Below are 21,602 nucleotides of genomic sequence, written 5' to 3' on the forward strand. Positions count from 1 at the left end.
GCTCCAATGTTCTCCAAAGTCCTGGTCGCCAACCGTGGCGAAATTGCGATCCGCGCTTTCCGTGCCGCCTACGAACTAGGTGCTGGAACAGTTGCGGTGTTCCCGTATGAGGATCGGAACTCGATCCACCGTCTGAAGGCTGATGAGAGTTATCAGATCGGCGAGGAGGGACACCCGGTTCGGGCGTACCTCTCCGTCGACGAGATCGTCTCCGCGGCCAAGCAGGCAGGCGCCGACGCCATCTACCCCGGCTACGGCTTCCTTTCCGAGAACCCGGATCTCGCCGCCGCGTGCGCCGAGGCGGGCATCACGTTCGTGGGTCCCTCCGCCGAGGTGCTCGAGCTCACCGGCAACAAGGCACGCGCGATTGCCGCGGCGAAGGCCGCCGGTCTGCCGGTGCTGGCGTCGTCGGAGCCGTCTGCCGATGTGGACGAGCTGCTGGCCGCGGCCGAGTCCATGCAGTTCCCGCTGTTCGTGAAGGCCGTCGCCGGTGGTGGTGGCCGCGGCATGCGGCGCGTCGCGGAGCGGGCTCAGCTCAAGGAGTCCATCGAGGCCGCCGCGCGTGAGGCAGAGTCGGCGTTCGGTGACCCGACGGTGTTCCTCGAGCAGGCCGTCGTCGACCCGCGGCACATCGAGGTCCAGATCCTGGCCGACGGTCAGGGCAACGTCATCCACCTGTTCGAGCGGGACTGCTCGCTGCAGCGTCGTCACCAGAAGGTGATCGAGCTCGCGCCTGCACCGAACCTGTCGGAGGAGCTGCGGGCGAAGATCTGCGCGGACGCGGTGGCGTTCGCGAAGGAGATCAACTACTCCTGTGCGGGCACCGTCGAATTCCTCCTCGACACCCGCGGCAACCACGTCTTCATCGAGATGAACCCCCGCATCCAGGTCGAGCACACCGTCACCGAAGAGGTGACGGATGTCGATCTCGTGCAGTCGCAGCTGCGGATCGCGTCGGGGGAGACCCTCGCGGATCTGGGTCTGAGCCAGGACAAGATCACGCTGCGCGGTGCGGCGCTGCAGTGCCGCATCACCACCGAGGACCCGGCCAACGGATTCCGTCCGGACACCGGTCGGATCACCGGCTACCGCACCCCGGGTGGTGCCGGTATCCGCCTCGATGGCGGGACGTCGGTCGGGGCGGAGGTTTCCGCGTACTTCGATTCGATGCTCGTCAAGCTCACATGCCGGGGCCGCGACTTCGAGACCGCCGTCGCCCGGGCCCGCCGCGCGGTCACCGAGTTCCGCATCCGCGGGGTCTCGACGAACATCCCGTTCCTGCAGGCAGTGCTCGACGACCCCGATTTCAAGGCCGGCCGGGTCACCACCTCGTTCATCGAGGAGCGCCCCGAGCTGCTCACGCTGCGCAGCTCCGCCGACCGTGGCACGAAGATCCTCACCTACCTCGCCGACGTGACGGTGAACAAGCCGCACGGCGAGCGGCCGTCGGCGGTGTACCCGCGCGACAAGCTGCCCCAGATCGACCTGTCCACCCCGCCGCCGGACGGCAGCCGCCAGAAGCTCCTCGCCCTCGGTCCCGAAGGGTTCGCCAGGGCACTGCGGGAGCAGAAGGCCCTCGCCGTCACCGAGACCACGTTCCGCGACGCCCACCAGTCGCTGCTCGCGACCCGGGTGCGCACCAGCGGTCTGCTCGACGTCGCCGGACACGTCGCCCGGCTGACCCCGGAACTGCTGTCCATCGAGGCGTGGGGCGGTGCCACCTACGACGTGGCGCTGCGGTTCCTGCACGAGGACCCCTGGTACCGGCTGTCGGCGCTGCGGGAGGCCGTGCCGAACATCTGCCTGCAGATGCTGCTGCGTGGTCGGAACACCGTCGGGTACACCCCGTACCCGGAGAAGGTGACGCGGGCGTTCGTCGAGGAAGCCACGAACAGCGGCATCGACATCTTCCGCATCTTCGACGCCCTCAACAACGTCGACCAGATGCGGCCGGCCATCGACGCCGTCCGCGAGACCGGCACCGCCCTCGCCGAGGTCGCCCTGTCCTACACCGGCGACCTGTCGAACCCGAACGAGAAGCTGTACACCCTCGACTACTACCTGCGCCTGGCGGAGGAGATCGTCGACGCCGGTGCGCACATCATCGCGATCAAGGACATGGCCGGACTGCTTCGCGCCCCAGCCGCCACCACCCTGGTGACGGCGCTGCGCAAGAACTTCGACCTGCCCGTGCACGTGCATACCCACGACACCCCGGGTGGTCAGCTCGCGACCTACCTGGCCGCGTGGCACGCAGGCGCGGACGCGGTCGACGGGGCCTCGGCCGCGCTGGCGGGCACGACCAGTCAGCCTGCGTTGTCGGCGATCGTGGCGGCGGCCGCGCACTCCGAGTACGACACCGGCCTGGACTTGCAGGCCGTGTGCGACCTCGAGCCGTACTGGGAGGCGCTGCGCAAGGTCTACAAGCCGTTCGAGTCCGGTCTGCCGGCCCCGACCGGACGCGTCTACACGCACGAGATCCCGGGCGGTCAGCTGTCGAACCTGCGCACCCAGGCCGTCGCTCTCGGTCTCGGCGACAAGTTCGAGGAGGTCGAGGCCAAGTACGCGGCCGCCGACCGCATGCTCGGCCGCCTCGTGAAGGTCACCCCGTCGTCGAAGGTGGTCGGCGACCTCGCCCTGCACCTCGTCGGATCCGGTGCGTCCACCGAGGAATTCAAGGAGAACCCGGCGAAGTTCGACATCCCCGATTCGGTGGTCGGGTTCCTGCGCGGCGAACTGGGCACCCCGCCCGGCGGCTGGCCCGAACCGTTCCGCACCCGGGCACTCGAAGGGCGCGGCGAAGCGAAGCCCGAGGTGGCTCTGTCCGCGGACGACGAGAAAGCCCTCTCCGGCACGTCCACCGAACGCCGCGCGACGCTCAACCGGCTGCTGTTCCCCGGCCCGACGAAGGAATTCCTCGAGCACCGGGACAAGTACGGCGACACCTCGCAGCTCTCGGCGAACCAGTTCTTCTACGGCCTGCGCCGCGGCGACGAGCACCGGGTCCGCCTCGCACAGGGTGTCGAGCTGATCATCGGGCTCGAGGCCATCTCCGAACCCGACGAGCGTGGATACCGCACCGTCATGTGCATCCTCAACGGGCAGCTGCGTCCGGTGTCGGTGCGCGACCGGTCCATCTCCAGTGAGCTCCCGGCCGCGGAGAAGGCCGACAAGAACAACCCCGGCCACGTTCCGGCGCCGTTCGCCGGTGTGGTGACCCTCGCTGTGACCGAGGGCCAGCACATCGCTGCCGGCGACACGATCGCGACCATCGAGGCCATGAAGATGGAAGCGGCCATCACCGCACCCCGCGGTGGCACGGTCTCCCGGCTGGCGATCGGATCGGTCCAGCAGGTGGAGGGCGGCGACCTCCTCGCCGTCGTGTCGACGGGGGAGTCCGCGAGCGAGTGACTCGGATCATCGCGGGACTCGCGGGCGGTCGACGCCTGCGGGTCCCGCCGAGCGGGACCCGGCCCACCTCGGACCGGGTCCGCGAGGCATTGTTCAGCGCCCTGCACAGCCGGATGGACCTCGAGGGCGCGTCCGTCCTCGACCTCTACGCGGGATCGGGGGCGCTCGGCCTGGAGGCGCTCTCCCGGGGTGCGGACCGCGTCGTCCTCGTCGAGTCCGACTCGAAAGCGGCGGGCATCATCAAGCACAACGTGACGACGGTCGGTCTGCCGGGCGCGGAAGTGCGTGGCGCTCCAGTGGCCGCGGTGGTCGCGGGCACCGCCGACCGGCCGTACGACCTGGTGATGGCAGATCCGCCGTACGCCGTCGACGACGCGGCGGTGCAGACGGTGCTCGGCCACCTGCGGGTCAACGGCTGGGTGGGCGACGGCTCGATCGTGGTGCTCGAGCGGTCGTCGAGGGCACCCGAGACGGCCTGGCCCGAAGGCTTCGCGCCCGTCAAGGCGAAGAAGTACGGCGAGGCGAGAATCGAATTGGCGACCTGCTACGGTCTGGACTCATGACTGGCGCTGTCTGCCCCGGATCCTTCGACCCCGTGACCAATGGCCACCTTGACGTGATCGGCAGAGCTGCCGCGCAGTTCGACGAGGTCATCGTGACGGTCATGGTCAACAAGAGCAAGCGTGGCCTGTTCACCGTCGACGAGCGCATCGAGATGCTCGAAGACTCGACCAGTGAGCTGCCCAACGTGCGGGTGTCCTCCTGGCACGGTCTTCTGGTGGATTACGCCAAGCAGCAAGGGATCACAGCGATCGTCAAGGGCCTGCGCGGCGCCAACGACTTCGACTACGAGCTGCAGATGGCGCAGATGAACCAGAAGCTCAGTGGCGTCGACACCCTCTTCATCCCGACCAACCCCACCTACAGCTACCTGTCGAGTTCGCTCGTGAAGGAAGTGGCCACGTTCGGTGGCGACGTTTCCGACATGCTGCCCGAGAAGGTGCACGCCCGTCTTCTCGCGAGGATCGCCGAGCGCGCCGCCGAGAGCAGCTGATACCCGACACACCGGCTGCCACGACACACCCGCGGCGTCCGGTCGGGCAGACTTGCACGAAGACGGCTGCGCCGACCTGCTGAGGGTCATGGATGATTGGGGTTGCTTGTGTACCGGGTATTCGAGGCGCTCGACGAACTTGTCGCGATTGTCGAAGAGGCACGCGGCGTACCGATGACCGCCGGCTGCGTGGTTCCACGCGGTGACGTCCTCGAACTGCTCGACGACGTGCGCGATGCGATTCCCGGTGAACTCGACGACGCCCAGGACGTCCTGGACCACAAGGACAAACTGGTGGGGGACGCGCGGTCCAACGCGGAGAAGACCGTCTCCAGCGCCAACGCCGAGGCGAACTCCACCATCGAGAACGCGCGAGACGACGCCGACCGTATTCTGGCGGACGCGAAGGCGCAGGCCGACCGGATGGTCGCCGAGGCCAGCGCGCACGCCGAGCAGTTGGTCACGGACGCGCGCGCCGAGGCCGAGTCCTCCGTCGCGGAAGGCCAGCGTGAGTACGACGCACTCACGGGTCGTGCGCGGTCCGAGGCCGATCGCATGATCGAGTCGGGCAAGGCGTCCTACGAGAGGTCCGTTGCGGAGGGCACGGCGGAGCAGGCGCGCCTCGTCTCGCAGACGGAGGTCGTCCAGGCGGCGCACGCCGAGTCGGCCCGGGTGATCGACTCCGCGCACGCCGAATCCGATCGTCTCCGCTCGGACTGCGATCTGTACGTCGACACGAAGCTCGCGGAGTTCGAGGACTTCCTGAACGGCACGGTCCGGTCCGTGGGGCGGGGACGTCAGCAGTTGCGGACCGGTTCGGGTGTTCCCGACTACGCCTCGGACTACGACGTCGACGACCGCCGGGCCGAGCGTCGCCGCTGAGCGACCGTCAGGCCGGCGCGCTCCATCGAATTTGGCTCCACCGCGCAGATTGCGTATCGTGGAGTGGTTGCCCTTTGTCGTTTCCCTTTTCTCGAAAGTGAAGTTTGTTGTCATCCCATCGCCACAGCTCATCGCGTTCCCGTCGGGACGCGGACTTCGTGCTGGACACGGTCAAACTCGGCCGTCGTCCCGGTTCGATGCGCACCGTGGAACGGGTGGTGACGGCGCCACGGCGCATCGGTCTCGACCTGATCGCCATCGAGGAAGGATCGGAGATCGATCTCGATCTCCGGTTGGAGGCCGTATCCGAGGGGGTCCTGGTCACGGGTTCGTTGCGAGCCGATGCCGCGGGGGAGTGCTCGAGATGTCTCGAGCCGTTATCCGACACGGTGGACCTGACTCTCACGGAGCTGTTCGCTTACCCGGACAGCGCCACGGAAGAGACCACGGAGGAGGGGGAGGTCTATCACGTCGTGGACGACGAGATCGACCTCGAACCCGTCGTGATCGACGCCGTCGGCCTCGCACTGCCGTTGCAGCCGCTCTGCAGTGACGACTGCCAAGGATTGTGCCCAGAATGTGGCGTTCGCCTGGCGATTGCCGAATCTGGCCATGGGCATGACATACTTGATCCTCGCTGGGCTGGTCTTGCAGCCAAATTTGGCGTGGAATCAGAACCCAGCAAGAATCTTGTGAACACCGAAGCCGAGGAGAAGTAGAAGTGGCTGTCCCCAAGCGCAGAATGTCGCGATCCAACACGAGGTCGCGTCGCAGCCAGTGGAAGACCACTGTGCCTACCCTCGTCACCTGCCCCAACCGTGGCTGCGGCGAGAAGACGCTGCCCCACGTCGCGTGCCCGTCGTGTGGCACATACAAGGGCCGCCAGGTCACTGCCGCCGTTTAGTTCTCCGCGGAGAGGCGTTGTGACGAGCGACATCAGTAATACACCCGCCGGCGGCGAGGAGGATCATGCTTCCCTCCTCGCCGCCCTCGGCGTAGAAATCGAGCCTTCGCTGCTCACCCTGGCGTTGACGCACCGCTCGTATGCGTACGAGAACGGTGGTCTCCCCACCAACGAGCGTCTCGAATTTCTCGGTGACTCCGTGCTCGGAGTCACCGTCACCGAGAAGCTGTACCTTGCGCATCCCGAGAAGTCCGAGGGCGACCTCGCGAAGATTCGGGCGAGCATCGTCAACATGCACGCGCTCGCGGAGGTGGCCCGCGCTCTCGGTGAGGGCGGCCTCGGTGCCCATCTCCTGCTCGGCAAGGGCGAGGAGATGACTGGTGGCCGTGACAAGCCGAGCATCCTGGCCGACGGCATGGAGTCGATTCTCGGCGCCATCCACCTCGAGCACGGCATCGACACGGCGCGACGCGTCGTACTCGACCTCTTCAGCGACCTCCTCCAGCGAGCCCCCCGTCTCGGCGCGGGTCTGGACTGGAAGACGAGTCTGCAGGAGTTGACCGCGGAGCGTGGCGTCGGTGTCCCGGCGTACGAGATCACCGCGACCGGCCCGGACCACGACAAGGAATTCACCGCCACCGTGATCGTCGGAGGCAAGCCCCTCGGCGTCGGTATCGGTCGATCCAAGAAAGAGGCCGAGCAGAAGGCTGCGAGCACGGCGTGGAATGCGTTGTCCGACGCAGGCCCCGACGTAGCGGCCGACGACGTCAGTGCCTGAACTACCCGAAGTCGAGGTAGTCCGGCGCGGACTCGAACGCCACATCGTGGGGGCGTCGATCGATTCCGTCGACATCCTGCACCCGCGGGCGATTCGGCGTCATCTCCCCGGCGCCGCCGACCTCGCCGGACAGCTCACCGGCGAACGCATCGCGAGCGCCGACCGTCGTGGAAAGTATCTGTGGCTTGTCCTCGAACCCAGCACGGTCGCTCTCGTGGTGCATCTCGGCATGAGTGGTCAAATGCTCGTGCAGCCACCGGAATTGCCGACCGAGAAGCATCTGCGCATCCGGGCCCGGCTCGATTCCGGTCTCGACCTCCGGTTCGTCGACCAGCGGACGTTCGGGGGCTGGGCGCTGGCGCCCCTCGTCGACGTCGACGGCTCGCTTGTGCCGGATTCGGTGGCGCACATCGCCCGCGACCCACTGGATCCGCGGTTCGACCTCGCGGCCACCGTGAAGGTCGTGCGCGGCAAGCACACCGAGATCAAGCGTGCGCTTCTGGACCAGACCGTCGTTTCCGGCATCGGCAACATCTACGCCGACGAGGCGCTGTGGCACGCCCAGATTCACGGAAATCGGCTCACCGACAGGTTGAGTGGGCCCAAGATCCGTGAAGTGCTCACGGCCGCCCAGGAGGTCATGCGTGAGGCACTCACCCAGGGCGGCACGTCCTTCGACGCGCTCTACGTGAACGTCAACGGCGAGTCGGGCTATTTCGACCGTTCGCTGTCCGCCTACGGTCAGGAGGATCGCCCGTGCCCGCGGTGCGGCACCGCGATCCGGCGGGAGAAATTCATGAACCGCTCGTCGTTCAGTTGCCCGAAGTGCCAGCCGGCACCACGGAGAAGCCCGGCGAAATCGTCTGTGTGAGCGCGGCGGTCACGGCCTCCTCGGCGAACTGACCGTCGGTGTCGTGGCGCGGTGTCGCCTTGGCGTCGAAGTAGTCGCCGCCCTTGCGTTTCACGTCGTCGGTGCCCCACTCACGGTGGCGGGGGACCGGTGTCATTCTCGGAATGTGCTTGCGGCAGTGGATGTATGCCTCCTCTACCTCCACGACCACCCAGCGTTCCGGGATCCGGCCGTTCGTGTGGTCCGCAGGCAGATCCACGATGTCGGAGCGCAGGACGGGGTCTTCGACGATCCGTGCCGAACCGTTCACGTGCAGTCCGATGAGGTCCTGCACGAAGTCCACGAGAATGATTCCGACGTGCGGGTTTTCCCGGATGTTGCCGAGGCTCGCCATCACGCCGTTGCCGCGGTACTCCGGGTACGCGAGGGTCTTCGAGTCGATGACGTGCATGAATCCCGGTGTCCCGGCGCGCAGACTGTTGTCGCATTCGCCGGATGCATCGGCGGTGGCGATGAAGGCGATCTCCTGGCGTCCGATGAACTCGATCATCGTCGGATTGAGATGATCCAGCATCTGATCCGAGTAGAACTTGGCGGCACGATCCTCGGTGCCGTACTCGGACTGAAGTTGGCGCTCTCCCGCACTACCGATCTGGCCCATCTGCATTCCCCGCTACGTCTCGGCGTCATTGGTCGGTTCACCCTACGGCCCACCGGTTCCCTCTGCTGAGAATCCTCGTTCACAATTGCGCGGAAACCGCTGCCGCCCACCCACCTACCTGGCGTTGCGCCGATCGGTGGCAGGATTGAGCGCATGGCAGAACAGACTTCCGACACGACGGCGCCCACCTCACTGTGGGTCGAGCGAACGGGCACCCGGCGGTACATCGGCCGCAGCTCGCGCGGCGCCGAGGTCCTGATCGGCTCCGAGGGCGTGGAGGGCGTGTTCACCCCCGGGGAACTCCTGAAGATCGCACTCGCCGCGTGCAGCGGAATGAGCTCGGACTTCCCGCTGTCGCGGCGGCTGGGTGACAACTACGACGCCACCATCCGGGTGTCCGGTGCCGCCGACCGGGAGAACGAGGTATACCCGCAGCTGGACGAGGTGCTGGAGCTGGATCTCAGCGAGCTCGACGCCGACGCGCAGGAGCGTCTGGTGGCGCTCGTGGAACGGTCGGTCGACAAGGTCTGCACGGTCGGGCGGACACTGAAGGCCGGGACGACGGTGACGTTGACCGTCCAAAGGGAAGCATGATGCGGCGTGAGCTGGCGGCGCTCGCGGGCGGGACGGCGCTCTGCGCGGGTCTGCTCGTGGTCGCTCCCGCGGCTGCCGGGCCCGCGTTCTCGCCCCCCGGCGGTGCGTGCACCCCGTGGTCGGTGTCGGAGGTGACGTCCGGGGCGGGTGTTCTCGAGAACCTGGCCTTCGACGGCGCGGGCACCATGCTGGTGTCGCGAACAGGCCTGGTCGGCGGCGGAGCCCTCGACGGGGTCGCCCCTGACGGCACCGTCACCCCGATCGTGCCCGAGATCGAGTCGCCCGGCGGAATCGCTGTCGACGGCGCCGACGCGTACTTCGCCACGGGGAACTCCTTCGCCGCCGGAGTCACGGGCTCGGCGAGCGGCACGGTCGACGTCGTGAACCTCGACACGGGTGACAGACGAACGGTGACCGAGGGGCTGGTCATGCCGAACGGGCTCGTCCGGCTGAGCAACGGAGACATCCTCACCGCGCGGAATCTGGGCTCCGGGGCAGGACTGGCCCGTGTTCCGGCCGCGGATCCCCACACACCGGAGGTCGTGCGCACCGATCTGGGAACGGTCGACGGACTCGCCGTGCACGACGGCAACGTCTACACGGTGACGACATTCGACACGACCACCACGCTGCGCATCCTCCGCGAAGACGACCTCGGCGGTCCCGTCGTATCGGTCGAGCTGCCCGGCTCCGGGCCCCTCAACGCGGCCGACGACCTCACTGTCGGACCGGACGGCATCGTCTACGTCGCCTACAACGGCGGCGGCAAGGTGGTGCGGGTCGATCCCACGACGGGCGAGAGCTGCGCCCTGGCGTCCGGGCTGCCGCTCGTGTCCTCGGTGCGGTTCGGCGCCGGACCGGGCTGGGATCCGGACGCGCTCTACGCCACCAGTTTCACCGGGAAGATCTACAAGCTCGAGCGGTCGTGACGGACATGGAGAGGATGACCGCGTGGGTGCACGGTTACGTGCAGGGTGTGGGATTCCGGTGGTGGACCCGCGCCCGCGCCCTGGAACTCGGCCTCGACGGATACGCGGCCAACCAGAAGGACGGCCGCGTGCTCGTCATCGCCGAGGGACCTCGGGACAAGCTGGAGACCCTGCTGACGCTGCTGCGGTCGGGAGACACGCCGGGCGCCGTGGATCTCGTCGTGGAGCAATGGGATTCCGCCCGCGGCGACCTCACCGGGTTCGTGGAACGGTGAACCGCAGGTAAAGTTCTCCGTCATGCATCTGAAGAGTCTGACGCTGAAGGGATTCAAATCCTTTGCGTCCGCAACGACTCTGCGATTCGAGCCGGGAATCACCTGTGTCGTGGGGCCCAACGGGTCGGGTAAGTCCAACGTCGTCGACGCGCTCACGTGGGTGATGGGGGAGCAGGGAGCCAAGGCCCTGCGCGGCGGCAAGATGGAAGACGTCATCTTCGCCGGCACCGCCGGGCGGGCGCCCCTCGGGCGCGCCGAGGTCACGCTGACCATCGACAACTCCGACGGCGCCCTGCCGATCGACTACTCCGAGGTGTCGATCACCCGGCGCATGTTCCGCGACGGCGCCGGCGAATACGAGATCAACGGCAGCTCGTGCCGGCTGATGGACGTGCAGGAACTGCTCAGCGACTCCGGCATCGGCCGGGAGATGCACGTGATCGTCGGTCAGGGCCGCCTCGCCGCGATCCTCGAATCGCGTCCGGAGGACCGGCGCGCGTTCATCGAGGAAGCGGCCGGCGTCCTCAAGCACCGCAAACGCAAGGAAAAGGCGGTCCGCAAACTCGACGCGATGCAGGCCAACCTGGCACGCCTGAACGACCTCACGGCGGAACTGCGGCGCCAGCTCAAACCACTCGGACGGCAGGCCGAGGTGGCGCGCCGCGCCCAGACCGTGCAGGCCGACCTCCGCGACGCGAAGCTGCGGCTCGCCGCCGACGACCTGGTCACGCGACGCGAGGACCTGGCCAACCAGGCGCAGGACGAGAAGGTCGCGCGCGAGCAGCACGACCAGGTCACCGAGGCCCTCGACGAGTCCAATCTGGAGCTGGGACGGCACGAGCAGGAACTGTCGAGGCTCACACCGGGTGCGGAAGCGGCCGCGCAGACGTGGTTCCAGCTGTCGGCACTCGCGGAGCGCGTCAACGCGACCATCCGCATCGCCCGCGAGCGGGCGCGCCACCTCGACTCCGAGCCCTCCGCGAACCGCGGTCAGGACCCGGACGAGATGGAGGCCCGCGCCGACCGGATCGCGGCGGAGGAAATGGAGCTCGTCGAAGCCGTCGAGATGGCGCGCGCGGCGCTGGACGCGGCCAAGGAGCAGCTGGCACTGGGGGAGGAGACCGCCGCCGAGGCGGAACGGGCTCACATGGCGGCGGTCCGGGCGATCGCCGACCGCCGTGAAGGTTTGGCCCGGCTGTCCGGGCAGGTCGACACGCTGCGCACCCGCGCCGACTCCGTCGACGCCGAAGTGTCCCGGCTGACCGTCGCGATCGAAGAGGCCCGTCAGCGCGGCGACGCGGCGCAGTCCGAATTCGAGGTCGTCCAGGACGAGATCGGTGACCTCGACGCCGGCGAGCTCGGGCTGGATTCCCACCACGAGCGTGCCGTCGAGGCGCTGCGCCTGATCACCGAACGCGTCACGGAACTCCAGGCCGAGGAGCGCGCCGCCGGGCAGGAAGTGGCATCCCTGCGTGCCCGGATCGACGCGCTGTCGATGGGCCTCGAACGTAAGGACGGCGCCGGCTGGCTCGTCGAGAATCGGGGCGAGCACGGTATCCGGGGACCGATCGGTGGCCTCATCACCGTGGAGAAGGGGTACGAGGGCGCGGTCGCGGCGGCGATGGGCCCCGCCGCGGACGCCGTCGTCGCCGAATCCCTCGACGCCGCCCGCGGCGCAGTCGGTGCGCTGAAGGAGACGGACAGCGGACGGGCGTCCCTGTTCATCGGAACCGATCAGGTCGCACCGAACGGCGGGCACCTGGACTCCGGCGCCCGGTGGGCCGTCGACGTCATCGAGTGCCCCGCCGAACTGCGGACCGGGCTCGCGGCGCTCCTGGGCGGAGTGGTCGTGGTCGAGTCCATCGACGACGCCGTCGAGACCGTCCGGCGCAGGCCCGAGGTGCGCGCGGTCACCCGCGACGGAGATCTCCTCGGAGCCGGCTGGATGAGTGGCGGGTCGGACCGTCAGCCGAGCACCCTCGAGGTCCAGGCTGCCATCGACAACTCGGTGCAGGATCTGGCCCGCGCCGAACGTCGCGCCGAGGAACTGTCCGCGGCACTGTCCGGCGCGGTCGCGGAACAGGCCGACCGCCAGGAGAACGCCGAGCAGGCATTGGCCGCGCTGAACGAGTCCGACGCCGCGATGTCCGCCATCTACGAGCGCCTCGGCCGCCTCGGCCAGGCCGCGCGGGCCGCACACGCCGAATCCGATCGGCTCATGGCGCAGCGGGAGAAGGCCGAGAGCGGTCGCGAGGACACACTGACCGCGCTCGCCGAACTCGAGGAACGGCTGCGCCTGGCGGAACAGGACGGGTCGCCCGCCGGTGCCGACACGGGTGGATCCGATACGACGAGCTTCGATCGTGAAATGGCGGCCGCGGCGCTGGCCGAAGTGCGGGCCGTGGAAGTGGAAGCCCGGCTGTCCGTGCGCACGGCCGAGGAGCGCGCCGAATCGGTGCGCGGCAAAGCCGACTCCCTGCGCCGCGCCGCCCAGGTGGAACGCGACGCACGCGCCCGGGCCGAACGTGCGATGAAGGCCCGCCAGAACGCGGCCGCCGTCGCGGCGGCGGTCGCCGAGTCCGGACAGCGGGTCGCCGAGCACCTCGGCGACGTCGTCGCCGCCGCGATGGCGCACCGCGACGAACTCGCGCGGGCACGCATCGAGCGCACGACCCAACTCGAACAGGTGAAGGAAAGGGTGCGCCAGCTGACCGGACAGCTGGCGTCGCTCACCGACGCCGTGCACCGCGACGAGGTGGCTCGCGCCCAGGCCGCGCTGCGCATCGAGCAGCTCGAGGAGGCGATCCTCGAACAGCACGGGATCGGCCTGGACGATCTGATCGCCGAATACGGCCCCGATGTCACGCTGCCGCCGTCCGCGCTCGAGATGGAGGAGTACGAGCAGGCGAAGGAGCGCGGCGAGCAGGTCACGATGCCCGCGCCGATCCCGTACGACCGCGCCACGCAGGAACGTCGCGCGAAGCGTGCCGAGAAGGACCTGGCGACGCTCGGCAAGGTCAACCCGTTGGCACTCGAGGAGTTCGCCGCGCTCGAGGAGCGCTACAACTTCCTCTCGACACAGCTCGAGGACGTGAAGACCGCCCGCAAGGATCTCCTCGGGGTGGTGGCCGACGTCGATGCCCGCATCCTGCAGGTGTTCACCGAGGCCTATTCGGACGTCGAACGCGAATTCGTGCAGGTGTTCGCGAAACTGTTCCCCGGTGGTGAGGGCAGGTTGGTGCTCACCGACCCGTCGAACATGCTGACCACCGGCATCGAGGTGGAGGCCCGCCCGCCCGGCAAGAAGGTCAAACGGCTGTCGTTGCTGTCCGGTGGCGAGAAGTCGCTGACGGCGGTGGCGATGCTCGTGGCGATCTTCCGGGCCAGGCCGTCCCCCTTCTACGTGATGGACGAGGTGGAGGCCGCGCTGGACGACACGAACCTGCGTCGTCTCATCGGGTTGTTCGAGCAGTTGCGGGAGAAGTCGCAGCTGATCGTCATCACCCACCAGAAGCCGACGATGGAGGTGGCCGACGCACTCTACGGCGTCAGCATGCGCGGCGACGGCATCACCACCGTCATCTCCCAGCGGCTCCGTGGCCAGGACATGGCGGCCGCGGACGCCTGATTCCGGTCCGGGCCGGTACTGTGCGCGCGGGAAGGCAGTGCGCGACGAAATCCGGAGCCTGAAACAATGGGCGGCGTGACTACCGGAGCTTGGATTGCCATCGCGGCCGCACTGGCCGTACTTCTCGTCGTTCTCGTCGTCGGGTCCCTCCTGTATCGGCGTCGCCGGATCTCCCTGAAGGCGCCGGACACCCCGCAGGTCACCACGGCGGAGAAGGACCGCTCGGGCAGTTACCGGGCGGACGGCGGGTTCAACTTCAGCCAGGGGTCGACGGCGACGGCGCCGCCACGTCCGCCTGCGCCCGAGCCGGTTCTGCCGAAGCCGGCGCCCGAACCCGAGGTGGTAGCGCCCGAACCCGAGGTGGTAGCGCCCGAACCCGAGGTGGTAGCGCCCGAACCCGAGGTGGTCGCGCCCCCGGCGCCGGAGAAGGCCCCCGAGCCGGAGAAGGCTCCGGAGAAGCCCACGGCCCCGCCGGAGCCGGTCACCTACGAACCGGTCGTCGCGCCCGAGGTCGAACCGGAACCCGAGGTCGCGCCCGCTCCCGAACCCGAACCGGCTCCCGCCGCGCCGGTGCTCGACGTCATCGCTCCCACCGAAGGACGGCTCGACCGTCTGCGTGGGCGGCTGTCCCGTTCACAGTCCGCGGTGGGCAAGAGCCTGCTCGGACTGCTCGGCGGTGGCGACCTCGACGAAGACTCCTGGGAAGAGGTGGAGGACACCCTCCTCATCGCCGACCTCGGCTCGGCGACCACCACGAAGATCGTCACGTCGCTGCGTGAGCAGATGGCGTCGCGCAGCGTCCGCACCGAGGCCGACGCCCGCGCGCTGCTCCGCGAAGTCCTGGTAGCCGAACTCCGGCCGGAACTCGATCGCTCGATCCGTGCCCTGCCGCACGACGACCACCCGGCGGTCCTGTTGGTCGTCGGCGTGAACGGCACCGGCAAGACCACCACCACCGGCAAGCTCGCGCGTGTTCTCGTGGCCGACGGCAGGCGCGTCCTGCTCGGTGCCGCCGACACGTTCCGTGCCGCCGCAGCGGACCAGCTGCAGACGTGGGCCGAGCGGGTGGGCGCCGAGGTGGTGCGCGGGAAGGAAGCCGCTGATCCGGCGGCCGTCGCGTTCGATGCCGTGTCCAAGGGAATCGACAACGGCGTCGACGTCGTACTGATCGATACCGCCGGCCGGCTCCACACGAAGACGGGACTGATGGACGAGCTCGGCAAGGTCAAGCGGGTCCTCGAGAAGAAGGCGTCGGTCGACGACGTCCTTCTGGTTCTCGACGCGACCATCGGTCAGAACGGCCTCGCGCAGGCGCGGGTGTTCGCCGAGGTCGTCGACATCACCGGTGTGGTGCTCACCAAGCTCGACGGCACCGCCAAGGGCGGCATCGTGTTCCAGGTTCAGCACGAACTCGGGGTTCCCGTGAAGCTCGTCGGACTCGGCGAGGGCGCCGACGATCTGGCGCCGTTCGAGCCCGGCGCCTTCGTCGACGCGTTGCTCGGCTGACGAGGCGATCCGACGGCCGTCTCGGGGTTCCGGACGGCTCCGGGGGGATGAAACCGACCGCAAATCGCCTGGCGAAATGTGTACGCAACAAAATAGGCCGATGCGTTCACGCGCGCGAAACAGTGCAGTGGCACAGCCGAAACACCAACTGAGCACCCTTCTTCTCAGGTCGTCAGCCGCAACCGGCTGGGCAGAGAAGGAGGAGGCTCAAGGTGGATTTCCCCACTATCGGTGCACCGGACACCGGGGACACAGCGTGGATGCTGACCAGCGCCGCGCTCGTGTTGCTCATGACTCCGGGTCTTGCGTTCTTCTACGGCGGCATGGTGCGGGCCAAGAGCGTGCTGAACATGCTCATGATGAGCATCAGCGCGATGGGTGTCGTCGGCATCCTGTGGGTTCTCTACGGCTACTCCATGGCCTTCGGCGAGGACAAGGGGAACCTTGTCGGTGATCCGTTCCAGTACTTCGGGCTCAAGGGACTGTTCGGCGGGTCCTACCTGGCCGAGACCGACGACGCCGGTTCGGTCATCGCCGATTCCGCGATCCCGCTCGTCGGCACCATCCCCGCGACGGTATTCGTCGCGTTCCAGGCAATGTTCGCGATCATCACCGTCGCCCTCATCTCGGGTGCCGTGGCGGATCGCCTGCGCTTCGGTCCCTGGCTGCTGTTCGCCGGCCTCTGGGCGACGGTCGTGTACTTCCCCGTGGCGCACTGGGTCTTCGCCTTCGACGGCGTCACCGCCGAGACCGGTGGCTGGATCGCCAACAAGCTCGCCGCGGTCGACTTCGCGGGTGGTACCGCCGTCCACATCAACGCCGGCGCCGCCGGTCTCGTCCTCGCGATCATCCTCGGCAAGCGCAAGGGATGGCCGGGAACCCCGTTCCGGCCGCACAACCTGCCCTTCGTGATGCTCGGCGCCGGCCTCCTCTGGTTCGGCTGGTTCGGTTTCAACGCCGGTTCGGCCGTCGGTTCCAACGGCATTGCCGGAGCAACCTTCATCACGACCGTCATCGGAACGTGCGCAGCCATGCTCGCCTGGCTCCTGGTCGAGCGGATTCGCGACGGCCACGCCACCACACTCGGTGCGGCGTCCGGAATCGTGGCCGGCCTGGTTGCCATCACGCCTTCCTGCTCCTCGGTGAACGTCCTCGGAGCACTCGCCATCGGCGTCGTGGCAGGAGCACTCTGCGCGCTCGCGGTCGGACTCAAGTTCCGCTTCGGATTCGACGACTCGCTGGACGTCGTCGGTGTTCACCTCGTCGGCGGCATCGTCGGAACGCTGATGGTCGGCCTGGTCGCAACAGCTGAGGCGCCCGCGGGTGTTGTCGGACTGTTCTATGGTGGAGGCCTCGACCAACTCTGGCGTCAGGCAGTGGGCGCCGGAGCAGTACTGCTTTACTCGCTCGTCGGTACGGCCGTCGTCGCGTTGATCGTGAAGTTCACGATCGGTCTGCGGCTCAGCGACGAGGGTGAATCACTTGGAGTGGACGAGTCGGAACACGCAGAAACTGGCTACGATTTCGCCGCTCTCGGCGGAAACTCGGCAACTGCTCGTGTATCCGGCAAGGAGGGATGAGGAAATGAAGCTGATCACAGCAATTGTCAAGCCGTTCACTCTGGAGGACGTGAAGACCGGACTCGAGCAGGCGGGCGTCCTCGGGATGACCGTCAGCGAGGTCCAGGGGTACGGCCGGCAGAAGGGCCACACCGAAGTCTACCGAGGTGCCGAGTACTCGGTCGATTTCGTTCCGAAGGTCCGGGTCGAGGTCGTCGTGGACGACGCTGCTGTGGACAAGGTCGTCGAGGTGATCGTCGAGGCGGCACGCACCGGCAAGATCGGTGACGGCAAGGTCTGGGTCTCACCGGTCGAGTCGGTCATCCGGGTGCGTACCGGGGAACGCGGCGCGGATGCGCTCTGACCCCAACGGGTCCGGTAAGACCGGCCCTGGTCCCGTCGCCAAGGCGCCGGAACCAGGGCCGGTTGCGTCAGGCGGATCGGACGAAGCAGCGGACCTGGCCCGCGCACGCAGGCAACTGCTCACCGGGGGTTCCGAGACCGGCCCCGGCGCAAGGAATCCCGCAGGTCACGGGCGTCGGCTCGACGCCGTTGCGCTGCGTCACGCACTCGTCGACCTGCACGAGTTCTGGTTGACCACAAAGGGTGCCGAGCTGGGCATCAAGCCCGACAGCGGTTTCGCGCTCGTCGCGGTCGGTGGGCTCGGCCGGCGGGAACTCCTGCCGTACTCGGATCTCGACCTCCTCCTGCTTCACGACGACATGGATCCGGCGGTCGTCTCGCAGGTGGCCGACCAACTCTGGTATCCGTTGTGGGACGCGCACATCAAGCTCGACCACAGCGTCCGCACCATCCCTCAGGCACTGCAGGTGGCGGACACGGACATCACCGCGGCCCTGGGAATGCTCGAGGCGCGTCACATCGTCGGCGACGTCGAGCTGACAAATCTGCTCATCAGTGGGGTACGCCGGCAGTGGCGCACCGACATCCGCAACCGTTTCGACGGCCTCATCGAGCAGACGCGGTCGCGCTGGGAACGCAGTGGCGAGATCGCCCACCGCGCAGAGCCCGACCTCAAGAGCGGTCGCGGTGGACTGCGGGACGTACAGTTGCTCAACGCGCTGTCCATCGCGCAGCTCACCGACGGCATGCCGGGGCTCGGTCCCGAGTCGCCCGGCGGGGGATTGGCACTCGCACATCGCCGGCTGCTCGACGTCCGCACCGAGCTGCACCGGGTCGCCGGTCGCTCCCGCGATCAGTTGCGGGCGCAGGACGCCGACGAGATCGGCGCCGCACTGCGGATCGGCGATCGATTCGACCTCGCGCGCATGCTCAGCGATGCCGCGCGCACCATCAGCTACTCCGTCGACGTCGGTGTGCGGACGGCCGGGCACGCCCTGCCGCGGCGCGGCCTGGCGCGGTTGCGCCGACCACCGGTGCGGCGGCCGCTCGACGAGGGTGTCGTCGAGCACGCCGGCGAAGTGGTGCTGGCACGCGACGCCCGGCCGGCGAAGGACCCCGGCCTCGTGCTGCGGGTCGCGTCGGCGTCGGCGACGACGGGTATGCCGATGTCGGCGTCCACTCTGAATCGCCTGGCCGACAACGCCCCCGAGCTGCGCGAGCCGTGGCCGAAGGAGGCGCTGAACGATCTGCTGGTGATGCTCGGCGCGGGTAGCCGCGCCGTCGCGGCGATCGAGGCTCTCGATCGGACCGGGCTGTGGGGCAGGCTACTTCCCGAGTGGGGTGCCGTCCGGGACCTGCCGCCGCGGGACGCCGTGCACACGTGGACGGTGGACCGTCATCTCGTCGAGACCGCCGCCTACGCCAGTAGGTTCACCACCCGCGTCGCCCGCCCGGACCTGCTGATGCTCGGTGCGTTGCTGCACGACATCGGCAAGGGTCGCGGCGGCGACCACAGTGTGGTCGGCGCGGAACTGGCCACCCAGATCGGTAAGCGCCTCGGATTGTGGCCCTCGGACGTCGCGCTGCTGACGGCGATCGTGCGCCACCACCTGCTGCTGCCGCACACCGCGACGCGGCGTGACCTCGACGATCCCGAGACGGTCGAGCGGGTCGTGGAGGCGCTCGGCGGCGACGGCGTCCTGCTGGAGTTGCTGCACGCGCTGGCGGAGGCGGATTCACTGGCGACGGGTCCCGGTGTGTGGGGCGACTGGAAGTCGTCACTGATCGGGGAACTCGTGCGGCGCTGCCGCCTCGTCATGGCGGGAGAGGTGCTTCCCGCACCCGATCCGCTCGATCCGGAACACGTCGCGCTGGCGGCGTCGGGTGGCGTGCACGTCGCACTGGTCCCCGCCGACAGTCCCCACACGTATGTGGTGACGGTCATCGCCCCCGACCAGCGGGGGCTGCTGTCGAAGGCGGCGGGCGTGCTCGCGCTGCACTCCCTGCGGGTCTACTCCGCGTCCCTGGGCAGCGCCGAGGGGTCGGCGGTCAACTCGTTCGTCGTGTCCCCGAGGTTCGGGGCGCCCCCGCAGGCGGGTCTGCTGCGGCAGGAGCTGATCCGCGCGCTGGCGGGGGAGCTGAATCTGCTGGAGATGCTCACGGCCAAGGAAGAGGAGGCTCGCGAGAGCCAGCGAGTGGCTGCCGTGGAGGAACGGGGCGAAGCCGCGGTGCCGGTGCAGTACGCACAGGCGCCGCCGCGGGTCATCTGGTTCGACACCGCGTCACCCGGCGAGATCATTCTCGAGCTCAGGGCCGAGGACCGGCTGGGGCTGCTGTCCAGGCTGGCCGACGCGTTCGACACGTGCGGCGCCGACGTCCGCTGGGCGCGCGTGACCACCCTGGGTTCGTCGGTTATCGACTCGTTCTGCCTCGATCTCGGCGGCGGGGACACCCGGGCGAGCCGGGAACAGGTCGAGAGCGCGATCCTCGGCGTCGTTCCGCTCACGAAGCCGAAGAAGCAGGAGGGCAGCGGGGGAGAATGAACGACAGGACGTGAGCGGCTAGGCTGGGGCCCGAGAATATCCACCGCACACTCGCATGACTTCAGGAGCGCACTCGGTGTTCGAATCCCTTTCCGACAGGTTGACCGGAGCCCTCAAGGATCTGCGTGGCAAGGGTCGCCTTTCCGGAGCCGACATCGATGCCACCTGCCGTGAGATCCGGTTGGCCCTGCTCGAGGCAGACGTCGCGCTGCCCGTCGTCCGCTCGTTCATCGCCAAGATCAAGGAACGCGCCAAGGGCGTCGAGGTCTCCGGGGCGCTGAACCCGGCGCAGCAGGTCGTCAAGATCGTCAACGAGGAACTCGTCGGGATCCTCGGTGGCGAGACCCGCCGGCTGGCGTTCGCCAAGACGCCGCCGACGGTCATCATGCTCGCCGGTCTCCAGGGTTCCGGTAAGACGACCCTCGCCGGCAAGCTCGCGAAGTGGCTACGCGACCAGGGGCACACCCCGCTGCTCGTGGCCTGCGACCTGCAGCGTCCCGGCGCCGTCACCCAGCTGCAGATCGTCGGTGAGCGCGCGGGAGCCACGGTGTTCGCACCGCACCCCGGCACGTCCATCGGCGGCGGCGACAACGAGCTGGGCATCACCGCGGCCGACCCGATCGAGGTGGCCCGCGCAGGTGTGGAGGAAGCCCGCAACAAGCAGTTCGACGTGGTCATCGTCGACACCGCGGGTCGCCTGGGTATCGACGCCGACCTGATGGCGCAGGCGGCGGGTATCCGCGACGCCGTGAACCCGGACGAGACGATCTTCGTTCTCGACGCGATGATCGGTCAGGACGCGGTCAGCACGGCCGAGGCGTTCCGTGAGGGTGTCGGATTCACCGGCGTCGTGCTCACGAAGCTCGACGGTGACGCCCGCGGTGGTGCGGCGCTCAGCGTCCGCGAGGTCACCGGGCAGCCCATCCTGTTCGCGTCCACGGGTGAGAAGCTCGACGACTTCGACGTCTTCCACCCCGACCGCATGGCAAGCCGCATTCTCGGCATGGGTGACGTCCTCAGCCTGATCGAGGCTGCCGAGCAGCACTTCGACGCCGAGCAGGCCGAGGCCACAGCACAGAAGATAGGCTCCGGCCAGCTCACGCTGGAAGACTTCCTCGAGCAGATGATGGCCGTTCGCAAGATGGGCCCCATCGGCAATCTCCTGGGCATGCTCCCGGGTGCGGGGCAGATGAAGGACGCTCTCGCGAACGTCGACGAGAAGCAGCTCGACCGTGTGCAGGCCATCATCCGCGGTATGACCCGCGCCGAGCGCGACGATCCCAAGATCATCAACGCGTCCCGCAGGCTGCGGATCGCCAACGGATCGGGTGTCAAGGTCTCCGACGTCAACCAGCTCGTCGACCGTTTCTTCGAGGCCCGCAAGATGATGGCCGCGATGGCCGGGCGTATGGGCATGCCCGGTTCGCGGAAGCCGCAGCGCAGCAAGAAGGGCAAGAAGGGCAAGAAAGGTGGCAAGGGACCGACGCCGCCGAAGGTGCGCGGAGGATTCCCCGGCGGCCTGCCCGGAGGGTTCCCGGGTATGCCGCCCGGAGGTCTCCCCGCGGGCATGCCCGACCTGTCGAACATGCCGAAGGGCCTGGACGAATTGCCTCCTGGACTCGAGGGCATCGACCTGTCCCAGCTGAAGCTGCCGAAGAAGTAGCC

General features: G+C 68.3%; 18 protein-coding genes. 17 read left to right on the forward strand and 1 reads right to left on the reverse strand.

Going from position 1 to position 21,602, the window contains the following annotated elements; translation table 11 throughout:
• The first annotated feature begins 6 nt into the window (after positions 1-6).
• From ACFVJ3_RS00650 to mutM, 8 genes are all read left to right on the forward strand, one after another.
• Positions 7-3,411, forward strand: coding sequence for a pyruvate carboxylase (locus ACFVJ3_RS00650; protein ID WP_378450211.1), 3,405 nt, complete (start codon positions 7-9; stop codon positions 3,409-3,411).
• Positions 3,408-3,974 carry a 16S rRNA (guanine(966)-N(2))-methyltransferase RsmD gene (rsmD, locus tag ACFVJ3_RS00655; RefSeq protein WP_378450212.1) on the forward strand — a complete coding sequence of 189 codons (567 nt, stop codon included), beginning with the start codon at positions 3,408-3,410 and terminating at the stop codon, positions 3,972-3,974. Before ACFVJ3_RS00650 ends, rsmD begins: the two co-directional genes overlap by 4 nt.
• The gene (coaD, locus tag ACFVJ3_RS00660; protein ID WP_073359143.1) at positions 3,971-4,465 is read left to right on the forward strand and encodes a pantetheine-phosphate adenylyltransferase; all 495 of its coding nucleotides are present in this window, start codon (positions 3,971-3,973) and stop codon (positions 4,463-4,465) included. The genes rsmD and coaD overlap by 4 nt, the downstream gene beginning before the upstream one ends.
• Positions 4,466-4,573: 108 nt before the next feature.
• A complete protein-coding gene (locus ACFVJ3_RS00665; protein ID WP_378450400.1) occupies positions 4,574-5,347 on the forward strand; it encodes a DivIVA domain-containing protein in 774 nt (257 codons plus the stop codon).
• Positions 5,348-5,505: 158 nt separating this feature from the next.
• Positions 5,506-6,066, forward strand: coding sequence for a YceD family protein (locus ACFVJ3_RS00670; protein WP_378450213.1), 561 nt, complete (start codon positions 5,506-5,508; stop codon positions 6,064-6,066).
• A 2-nt stretch (positions 6,067-6,068) separates the two neighbouring features.
• Positions 6,069-6,251 carry a 50S ribosomal protein L32 gene (rpmF, locus tag ACFVJ3_RS00675; RefSeq protein ID WP_005240446.1) on the forward strand — a complete coding sequence of 61 codons (183 nt, stop codon included), beginning with the start codon at positions 6,069-6,071 and terminating at the stop codon, positions 6,249-6,251.
• 19 nt (positions 6,252-6,270) lie between these two features.
• On the forward strand, positions 6,271-7,029 hold the full coding sequence (rnc, locus tag ACFVJ3_RS00680; RefSeq protein ID WP_378450214.1) for a ribonuclease III: 759 nt from the start codon (positions 6,271-6,273) through the stop codon (positions 7,027-7,029).
• A complete protein-coding gene (gene mutM, locus ACFVJ3_RS00685) occupies positions 7,022-7,900 on the forward strand; it encodes a bifunctional DNA-formamidopyrimidine glycosylase/DNA-(apurinic or apyrimidinic site) lyase (protein WP_378450215.1) in 879 nt (292 codons plus the stop codon). The genes rnc and mutM overlap by 8 nt, the downstream gene beginning before the upstream one ends.
• Here mutM and ACFVJ3_RS00690 read toward each other — a convergent pair.
• Positions 7,842-8,546: a pyridoxamine 5'-phosphate oxidase family protein gene (locus tag ACFVJ3_RS00690; protein ID WP_378450216.1), complete on the reverse strand. Its 705-nt coding sequence runs from the start codon at positions 8,544-8,546 to the stop codon at positions 7,842-7,844. The genes mutM and ACFVJ3_RS00690 overlap by 59 nt on opposite strands.
• Positions 8,547-8,693: 147 nt before the next feature.
• On the opposite strand from ACFVJ3_RS00690, the gene ACFVJ3_RS00695 reads away from it, so the two are divergent.
• The 9 genes from ACFVJ3_RS00695 (at position 8,694) to ffh (ending at position 21,600) form a co-directional block, all read left to right on the forward strand.
• Positions 8,694-9,134 (forward strand): OsmC family protein, encoded by a 441-nt coding sequence (locus ACFVJ3_RS00695; RefSeq protein ID WP_378450217.1) that lies wholly within the window; start codon positions 8,694-8,696, stop codon positions 9,132-9,134.
• Positions 9,134-10,063: a hypothetical protein gene (locus ACFVJ3_RS00700; RefSeq protein WP_378450401.1), complete on the forward strand. Its 930-nt coding sequence runs from the start codon at positions 9,134-9,136 to the stop codon at positions 10,061-10,063. The genes ACFVJ3_RS00695 and ACFVJ3_RS00700 overlap by 1 nt, the downstream gene beginning before the upstream one ends.
• Positions 10,064-10,068: 5 nt before the next feature.
• Positions 10,069-10,338, forward strand: coding sequence for an acylphosphatase (locus ACFVJ3_RS00705; RefSeq protein ID WP_378450218.1), 270 nt, complete (start codon positions 10,069-10,071; stop codon positions 10,336-10,338).
• Positions 10,339-10,360: 22 nt separating this feature from the next.
• Positions 10,361-13,966, forward strand: a complete 3,606-nt coding sequence (gene smc, locus ACFVJ3_RS00710) for a chromosome segregation protein SMC (RefSeq protein WP_378450219.1) — start codon at positions 10,361-10,363, stop codon at positions 13,964-13,966.
• A gap of 66 nt (positions 13,967-14,032) precedes the next feature.
• Entirely contained in the window at positions 14,033-15,472 is a 1,440-nt protein-coding gene (gene ftsY / locus ACFVJ3_RS00715; protein WP_378450220.1) for a signal recognition particle-docking protein FtsY, read from the forward strand.
• A gap of 260 nt (positions 15,473-15,732) precedes the next feature.
• A complete protein-coding gene (locus ACFVJ3_RS00720; protein WP_210752954.1) occupies positions 15,733-17,052 on the forward strand; it encodes an ammonium transporter in 1,320 nt (439 codons plus the stop codon).
• A 4-nt stretch (positions 17,053-17,056) separates the two neighbouring features.
• Positions 17,057-17,395 carry a P-II family nitrogen regulator gene (locus ACFVJ3_RS00725; protein ID WP_005240467.1) on the forward strand — a complete coding sequence of 113 codons (339 nt, stop codon included), beginning with the start codon at positions 17,057-17,059 and terminating at the stop codon, positions 17,393-17,395.
• Positions 17,385-19,937 (forward strand): [protein-PII] uridylyltransferase, encoded by a 2,553-nt coding sequence (locus ACFVJ3_RS00730; RefSeq protein WP_378450221.1) that lies wholly within the window; start codon positions 17,385-17,387, stop codon positions 19,935-19,937. Before ACFVJ3_RS00725 ends, ACFVJ3_RS00730 begins: the two co-directional genes overlap by 11 nt.
• 76 nt (positions 19,938-20,013) lie before the next feature.
• A complete protein-coding gene (ffh, locus tag ACFVJ3_RS00735; RefSeq protein WP_378450222.1) occupies positions 20,014-21,600 on the forward strand; it encodes a signal recognition particle protein in 1,587 nt (528 codons plus the stop codon).
• Positions 21,601-21,602 lie beyond the last annotated feature (2 nt).

Origin of the sequence: Rhodococcus sp. NPDC127593 (assembly GCF_042671975.1) — a bacterium.
Classification (GTDB): Bacteria; Actinomycetota; Actinomycetes; order Mycobacteriales; family Mycobacteriaceae; genus Rhodococcus_F.

Coding starts and splice junctions, on each gene's coding strand:
- ACFVJ3_RS00650 (WP_378450211.1), top strand. CDS start 7: ATGTTCTCCAAAGTCCTGGTCGCCAACCGTGGCGAAATTGCGATCCGC.
- coaD (WP_073359143.1), top strand. CDS start 3,971: ATGACTGGCGCTGTCTGCCCCGGATCCTTCGACCCCGTGACCAATGGC.
- ACFVJ3_RS00690 (WP_378450216.1), bottom strand. CDS start 8,546: ATGCAGATGGGCCAGATCGGTAGTGCGGGAGAGCGCCAACTTCAGTCC.
- ACFVJ3_RS00695 (WP_378450217.1), top strand. CDS start 8,694: ATGGCAGAACAGACTTCCGACACGACGGCGCCCACCTCACTGTGGGTC.
- ACFVJ3_RS00700 (WP_378450401.1), top strand. CDS start 9,134: ATGCGGCGTGAGCTGGCGGCGCTCGCGGGCGGGACGGCGCTCTGCGCG.
- ACFVJ3_RS00705 (WP_378450218.1), top strand. CDS start 10,069: ATGGAGAGGATGACCGCGTGGGTGCACGGTTACGTGCAGGGTGTGGGA.
- smc (WP_378450219.1), top strand. CDS start 10,361: ATGCATCTGAAGAGTCTGACGCTGAAGGGATTCAAATCCTTTGCGTCC.
- ftsY (WP_378450220.1), top strand. CDS start 14,033: ATGGGCGGCGTGACTACCGGAGCTTGGATTGCCATCGCGGCCGCACTG.
- ACFVJ3_RS00720 (WP_210752954.1), top strand. CDS start 15,733: ATGCTGACCAGCGCCGCGCTCGTGTTGCTCATGACTCCGGGTCTTGCG.
- ACFVJ3_RS00725 (WP_005240467.1), top strand. CDS start 17,057: ATGAAGCTGATCACAGCAATTGTCAAGCCGTTCACTCTGGAGGACGTG.
- ACFVJ3_RS00730 (WP_378450221.1), top strand. CDS start 17,385: ATGCGCTCTGACCCCAACGGGTCCGGTAAGACCGGCCCTGGTCCCGTC.